Origin of the sequence: Chryseobacterium mucoviscidosis (assembly GCF_002177115.1) — a bacterium.
Taxonomy (GTDB): domain Bacteria; phylum Bacteroidota; class Bacteroidia; order Flavobacteriales; family Weeksellaceae; genus Chryseobacterium; species Chryseobacterium mucoviscidosis.
On sequence record NZ_MVAG01000239.1, the window covers coordinates 1 to 244 of the forward strand.

A 244-nucleotide genomic window follows, 5' to 3' on the forward strand; every position below is an offset into this window, starting at 1 on the left:
GTAACGACGGATGCCGTGCTCTTTGTACAGGTTGTACGGCAGGGCGTAGAGATAAGACTCTTCCGGCATAGTCTGGTGGAATGCGGTGTCAAATACAGCAACGTTTTTGTCTTTCAGCTGTGGGAAAGATTTCAGAGCTTCTTCGATACCGATCAGGTGAGCCGGGTTGTGCAGCGGTGCAAAAGAAGCTGCATCTTTGATACCCTGAATAACAGACTCATCAATCACTACGGAGCTGGTATAC

At 48.8% G+C, this 244-nt stretch carries 1 pseudogene; it reads right to left on the minus strand.

The window, feature by feature from the left end:
* Positions 1-244 (minus strand): annotated as a pseudogene (locus tag B0E34_RS22985) (acetate kinase); the annotation flags it as partial.